Origin of the sequence: Chromobacterium sphagni (genome assembly GCF_001855555.1) — a bacterium.
In the GTDB taxonomy this organism is placed as follows: domain Bacteria; phylum Pseudomonadota; class Gammaproteobacteria; order Burkholderiales; family Chromobacteriaceae; genus Chromobacterium; species Chromobacterium sphagni.
The window spans coordinates 1,262,804-1,269,624 of the sequence record NZ_MKCT01000001.1; the positions used below are offsets into that span (position 1 = coordinate 1,262,804).

At 55.4% G+C, this 6,821-nt stretch carries 4 protein-coding genes; 2 read left to right on the forward strand and 2 right to left on the reverse strand.

The features are described from left to right. Positions 1–251 precede the first annotated feature (251 nt). Positions 252–2,963 carry a preprotein translocase subunit SecA gene (gene secA, locus BI344_RS06015; RefSeq protein WP_071111995.1) on the forward strand — a complete coding sequence of 904 codons (2,712 nt, stop codon included), beginning with the start codon at positions 252–254 and terminating at the stop codon, positions 2,961–2,963. Positions 2,964–3,175: 212 nt separating this feature from the next. Here secA and BI344_RS06020 read toward each other — a convergent pair whose 3' ends face one another. Then, positions 3,176–4,327 (reverse strand): MraY family glycosyltransferase, encoded by a 1,152-nt coding sequence (locus tag BI344_RS06020; RefSeq protein ID WP_071111996.1) that lies wholly within the window; start codon positions 4,325–4,327, stop codon positions 3,176–3,178. 1,038 nt (positions 4,328–5,365) lie between these two features. Then, positions 5,366–5,845, reverse strand: coding sequence for a TlpA family protein disulfide reductase (locus tag BI344_RS06025; protein WP_239690850.1), 480 nt, complete (start codon positions 5,843–5,845; stop codon positions 5,366–5,368). A gap of 119 nt (positions 5,846–5,964) precedes the next feature. Between BI344_RS06025 and BI344_RS06030 the strand changes: the two genes are divergently transcribed. After that, positions 5,965–6,821: carbohydrate kinase family protein (locus tag BI344_RS06030; protein WP_071111998.1), on the forward strand; the 857-nt coding region annotated here is incomplete at its 3' end.

Consider the following 6,821-nt stretch of genomic DNA (forward strand, 5'->3'; position numbering starts at 1 on the left):
GCCGCTGTTGAGGCAAAATCGCGCATTATCGCCGATTGATATTTAATTGGCATTAATGGTTCGGTCAATTGAATCGAGTGTTTGCTCTATGAGTCGCGGCCGCGGCGTAGCCTAAAACCAACAGATGTTTGTTACCCTGCTCTTGATGTGGCGCATGGATGCCCCCATAACCTTAGTCTGCGAATGTGCTACACTTTTCAGCATTTTTTGCGGACACTCTTTCCGGCCCGCTGGTTTCTGGATTCGATTACATGATCTCCTCGCTACTCAAGAAAGTATTCGGCAGCCGCAATGATCGTCTGCTGAAGCAGTTCCGCCAGACGGTGGTACGCATCAACGCCCTGGAACAGGGTCTGCAGGCGCTGTCCGACGAGGCGCTGGCCGCCAAGACCGATGAATTCCGCGGCCGTCTGGCCAAGGGCGAAACGCTGGACGAGCTGCTGCCGGAGGCGTTCGCCGTCTGCCGCGAGGCCTCGAGCCGCGTGCTGGGCATGCGCCACTTCGACGTGCAGCTGATAGGCGGCATGTCGCTGCATTACGGCAAGATCGCCGAAATGCGCACCGGCGAGGGCAAGACTCTGGTGGCCACGCTGCCGGTTTACCTGAACGCGCTGACCGGCGACGGCGTCCACGTCGTCACCGTTAACGACTACCTGGTCAGCCACGGCGCCGGCGTGATGTCCAAGCTGTACAACTTCCTCGGCCTGTCGGTGGGCGTGAACCTGTCGCAGATGCCGCACGACGAGAAGCAGGCCGCCTACGCCTGCGACATCACCTACGGCACCAACAACGAATACGGTTTCGACTACCTGCGCGACAACATGGTGTTCAGCGTCGAGGAGAAGGTGCAGCGCAAGCTGGCTTTCGCGGTGGTGGACGAGGTGGACTCCATCCTGATCGACGAGGCGCGCACGCCGCTGATCATCTCCGGCCCGGCCGACGACAACATCGACATGTACCAGCGCATGAACGCGGTGCCGCCGCTGCTCAAGCGCCAGGAAACCGAAGAAGGCGAAGGCGACTATTGGGTCGACGAGAAGGCCAATTCGCTGATGCTGTCCGAGGCCGGCCACGAGCACAGCGAGGAAATCCTCACTCGGCTGGGCATGCTGAAGGAAGGCGACAGCCTGTACTCGGCCACCAACATCACGCTGATGCACCACCTGATGGCCGCGCTGCGCGCCCACGCGCTGTTCCACCTGGACCAGCATTACGTGGTACAGGACGGCGAAGTGGTGATCGTCGACGAATTCACCGGCCGGCTGATGGCCGGCCGCCGCTGGTCCGACGGCCTGCATCAGGCGGTCGAGGCCAAGGAAGGCGTGGAGATCAACCGCGAGAACCAGACGCTGGCCTCGATCACCTTCCAGAACTACTTCCGCCTGTATGGCAAACTGTCCGGCATGACCGGCACCGCCGACACCGAAGCTTACGAATTCCAGAGCATCTACAATCTGGAAACCGTGGTGATCCCCACCAACAAGCCTATGGTGCGCAAGGATGCGCAGGACAAGGTGTACCGCTCCGCCAAGGAGAAGTACGAAGCCATCCTGGCCGACATCAAGGACTGCCACGAGCGCGGCCAGCCGGTGCTGGTGGGCACCACCAGCATTGAAAACTCCGAGCTGGTGTCCGAACTGCTGCACAAGGCCAAGCTGCCGCATGTGGTGCTGAACGCCAAGGAGCACGCCCGCGAAGCCGACATCGTGGTGCAGGCCGGCCGTCCCGGCGTGATCACGGTGGCCACCAATATGGCCGGCCGCGGCACCGACATCGTGCTGGGCGGCAACCCCGACCCGGAAATCAAGCTGGTGGAGCAGGACGACAGCCTGAACGCCGAGCAGAAGCAGGCCAAGATCGAGGCGATCCGCGCCGAGTGGAAGCTGCGGCACGCCGCGGTGCTGGAGGCGGGCGGCCTGCACATCGTCGGCACCGAGCGCCACGAGTCGCGCCGCATCGACAACCAGCTGCGCGGCCGCGCCGGCCGCCAGGGCGATCCGGGCTCGTCCCGTTTCTACCTGTGCCTGGAAGACCCGCTGCTGCGCATCTTCGCCTCCGAGCGCGTCGCCGCCATCATGGATAGGCTGAAGATGCCGGAAGGCGAGGCGATCGAGCACCCGTGGGTGACCCGCTCCATCGAAAATGCCCAGCGCAAGGTGGAAGGCCGCAACTTCGACATCCGCAAGCAGTTGCTGGAATACGACGACGTCGCCAACGACCAGCGCAAGGTGATCTACCAGCAGCGCAGCGAGATCCTGGTGGAAGAGGACGTGTCCGACGTGGTGGTGAACATGCGCGAAGGCGTGATCTCCGACCTGGTGGACCTGCACCTGCCGCCGGAATCGCTTGAGGAGCAGTGGGATCTGGCCGGCCTGGAGAAGGTGCTGGCGTCCGACTTCCTGTTGGATGCGCCGGTGGCCGCCTGGATGGAGGCCGAAACCACGCTGGACATCGAGCAGATCCGCCAGCGCATCATCGATCTGGCCGCCGCAGCCTATCAGGCCAAGGTGGAACAAGCCGGCGACGGCGTGATGCGCCAGTTCGAGCGCAGCCTGGTGTTGCAGATGCTGGACAACCACTGGCGCGAGCACCTGGCGGCGATGGACCACCTGCGCCAGGGCATCCATCTGCGCGGCTACGCGCAGAAGAACCCGAAGCAGGAATACAAGCGCGAGGCGTTCGAGCTGTTTGCCGACATGCTGGAGCGCATCAAGCGTAGTGTGGTGCAGGTGCTGATGACGGTGCAGATCCGCGGTCAGGAAGACGTGGAGGCGGTAGAGCCGCACCAACTCGCCGAGATGGAAATGCAGCATGCCGAGCCGGGTTCGGCGATGGGTGACGACGAGGACAATCCGCTGTCTCCCGAGGCGCTGGCGTCGCAAGGCTTGCGCATCAACCGCAACGATGCCTGCCCGTGCGGCAGCGGCAAGAAGTACAAGCAGTGCCACGGCAGATTGGCTTGATGGCCTGATCGGATCGTGAGATTAAAAAGCCGACGCGGATGCGTCGGCTTTTTTATTGTCAGAAAAGACTGGGAATCGGTTGGCGGGGTAATCAGGCCGGCAGCAGAGAGTTACGCTATTGACTTGATTATATGAACCGCCAAGCGGTAATGTTCTTAACTTGTAAATTCGGTGGTGCGCGCATTATTTAAATACTCAATTTTTCAAACTGCTCAGGTTTCACTGTCAGGTTTCGACTTAAAAGAAGCATTCAGCTTCTTATTACGCTTTTTCTGCTCGTCAATCATGATCCAGCGCGGAGTTCGAAATCGAACAATTGATTTGTACAGATAGATATAACTCAGTATGAACAGCACGGAGAATGCCATCAGCACATATGTGTGATCCCAAAAAAGCATTGCAGGAATGACAGAGCTGGATGAAAGCACCCACAGATAGGGCGAGGTCATGCTATTGCGCTGAGTTAGATGCTTGGCTTCTTTGGATGCTACCATCCACAAAACCACTCTTTTATAGATGATTTGATGGAGGTGAAGCGCATCGGGATGGCCGATCGAGCGTTTTTGCAGGAATTTGCGGCGATATATTGTGAATACGGTTTCGAAAGCCGGATAAATGACCACAAGCAAGGGGAACCAAGCAGATACGTGAGGGTGCCTAGCAATCAATAGAATTGATATTTCAGCAATGGTAAATCCCGCTAGGTATGCGCCGCCATCACCCGCAAAGATTAGACCATGGGGAAAGTTCAGAAACAGGAAACCAGAAATTGCGCCAATCATGGCAAAGCATAAGGACATCAATAGAATGTCATTTACCTTGAATGCGACATAGGCAAGTGCGAGCAGGGTTAAAATGGCAATTGTGCCAGAAAGCCCATTGTAGCCGTCAATAATATTGAATGCGTGGGCAACGCCACCTGCTGCAAAGATAGTAAAAAGAAAAGCAAGTAGGGTATAACTTTGCAACAAATGATCAGCCCAGCCAATGTCGATGCGGTTAATCGTGCCTTGTAATAAATAGAAGCCGAGAGCAGCAGAAACAAATGTGGCAAGCAACCTGGGTAACGGACCAATCCGTTTGGTCAGGTCTTCTAGCAGACCGAATGAAAAGGCAGGAATGCATGCGAGCATGAAGTAAAAAAACTCGATCGAGGCATTGAGTATGCCGGCAACGAGTAAGCCTATGCTGAGTCCTAGAAAGATCGGAATTCCTCCAATCCTCGGGACGGGATTTGCGTGGAACTTTTGGATGCCAGCGGTATCGCTATCTGCCGAATATTTACTATGTAGATTATTGTAGCGGACCAATAGTATCGCTAAGACAAACGAGGAAAATAGGGAGGAGAATAGAATCAGCAGCATAGAATTTTATTTCAATATTCAATTCGTGGTGGATTTTCATACAGATACTGCTTGACTGTTTTATGTCAAGGCAATCTTGTATTTGAAAAATAAGCAATAGCAGGCCTCGGATAATGCATGGTGGTTTTGAAGCGCTTGGTCACTACGCTATGGTATATGGTTGCTATATTGAAAATGCCTGCCATTAATTTTCGAAATGTATCGCTAAGCAAGAAAAGCAGGCAGTCAAGCGCTACCAAAGTCTTGCTCTTGAAAGAGGGTGGCTTATTTAAAAGAGACGAGCATTGGTTGAAGTCAGTATTGTTCAACAGATCTCTTTCTTAGGTCCCGACTGCAATGTTGGGAGGTAAGCTGTAAAAAGCGAATTGGCAGCGCCAGAGTGTAGACAAGTAGATTGAAGCGTGATGAGCATTTTTTCCGTCTTGGATAGTACATGCTTAATCGCGTTGTCTGCGGGCAATGGTATTTCTGCTAATTCTCACACGAGCCAAATCCTAAATTAATTCATCTGTGATGCTATTGAATTTTCTGATTTTGAGGCGAGCAGATATTGTTTTGGATTTGCGACGAAACGCATTTATGACTAGTATAGTCAAAGTAATTCCATATTTCAGGTCAGTTTTATTGCTTGGTATCCGTCTTGTTCGTCGCCTGTGAGCGATTGTAATGTTGCTGCATTTCATTTTATGACCGTACGCTTGACATGTTGCTTTCATTTCTGCTAGTAATGGGCAAGCGGCTAATGAGGTTAACGGTACGGCGTTGAGCCACGCTTAAGCCTCGGATAGCGGTTTCTCTATAATATTCTCTGCTTAAGAGCTTCAGGCTTGCATTGTGCTTTGATTATATCAAAAATCAAATTTTCGATGCGGATGGGTGCTGGGTAGGTGCGGCCATGACCCTACTATTGACTTATAGTATCGTAAAAAATCAGCTGTCGAGTGTATGATCTGTTCGCCATTGTGAAATGACGCATGGTGCCTGCTTAGATTTGGAATGCCGATGGTGGAAACCAGTCGGCGTGTTCCATAATAATACTTACAAGTACTTTTTTAACGCATTTTCCAGCCGCTTTTCGTCCAGCTTGCCGGTCAGCGTGGCGGCCACCTTGCCGTTGCGGTCCAGCACCAGCGTGTAAGGCAGGCCGCCGGTCTTGTTGCCCAGGCTGCGCATAAGATCCAGTGTCTCATCGTTGCCCAGAAGGATGGGATACGTGATCTTCAACTGCTGTACGAAAGGCGCCACCTGTTCCTTGTTGTCCAGCGCGACGCCCACCACCTCCACGCCCTTGTCCGCCAGCTTCTTGCGCAGACCATTCAGCATCGGCATCTCTTCGCGGCAGGGGCCGCACCAGGTGGCCCAGAAGTTCAGCACCGTCACCTTGCCTTTGTAGGCCGCTGTGGTGACGGGCTTGGCGTTTAGATCGGTGAAGCGGCTTTGCTCCAGCGAGGGGGTGGCCAGGGCCGCCAGCGGCAGCGCGGCAATCAGCAAAGTGGCAAACAGGCGTTTTGATTTCATTGGCAGATCCTGTGATGTCATTGGAATTGTCTTGCTTTTCCGCCACTTGCGGCGGACGAGAGTGCTGCAAAAATTAACTTTATGTTAAAATGATCGATTGATTCTTTTGCGGAGTGGCCATGTCTATCCTCGTCTGCGGGGCGCTCGCATACGATACCCTGTTCTCGTTCCATGGCCGTTTTGACAGTCAGATCCTGCCGGATCAGCTGCACAAGATTTCCACCACTTTTCTTGCCCCAACCATGCGCCGCGAATTCGGCGGCATGGCCGGCAACATCGCCTACAGCCTGTGTCTGCTGGGTGAAAAGCCCATTGTGATGGGCGTGGTGGGCGAGGACTTCGAACCGTATCGGCAACACCTCAAACGGGTGGGCGTGGATGACCGTTTCATCCGCCTGATCCGCAAGCAGTATACCCCGCAATGCTTTGGCATTGCCGACAAGGACGGCAATCAGTTGATGGCCTTCCATCCGGGGGCGATGGATTTCGCCACCGAAAACCACGTGTCGGACATTGCTGACCCGATCGAGCTGGCCATCCTGTCGCCGGGCGGCTATACCGCCTTCATCCAGCATTCGCGCGAGCTGGCGGCGGCCGGCATTCCGTTTATCTTCGATCCGGGCCAGGAATTGCCACTGCTGTCGCGCGACGAGATCCACGAGATCGTCGAGCTGGCCAGCTATGTCGCCATCAACGACTACGAGAGCGAACTGATGCGCGAACGCGCCGGCCTGACGGTGGACGAGCTGCGCAAGAAGGTGAAGGCGCTGATTGTCACCCGCGGCTCCAAGGGCGCGGAGATCTACGTGGGCGACACCGTGCATCTGATCCCGCGGGTGCAGATGCCCATCAAGCCGGTGGATCCGATGGGATGCGGCGACGCCTTCCGCGCCGGCCTGTTGTGGGGCATTAGCCGCGGCATAGACTGGAAGATCACCGGCCGGCTGGCCAATGTGATCGGCGCGATCAAGGTGAC

What these genes read in the sequence shown, in the direction of transcription:
- secA (WP_071111995.1), top strand. Translation starts at nt 252, where the DNA reads ATGATCTCCTCGCTACTCAAGAAAGTATTCGGCAGCCGCAATGATCGT.
- BI344_RS06020 (WP_071111996.1), bottom strand. Translation starts at nt 4,327, where the DNA reads ATGCTGCTGATTCTATTCTCCTCCCTATTTTCCTCGTTTGTCTTAGCG.
- BI344_RS06025 (WP_239690850.1), bottom strand. Translation starts at nt 5,845, where the DNA reads ATGAAATCAAAACGCCTGTTTGCCACTTTGCTGATTGCCGCGCTGCCG.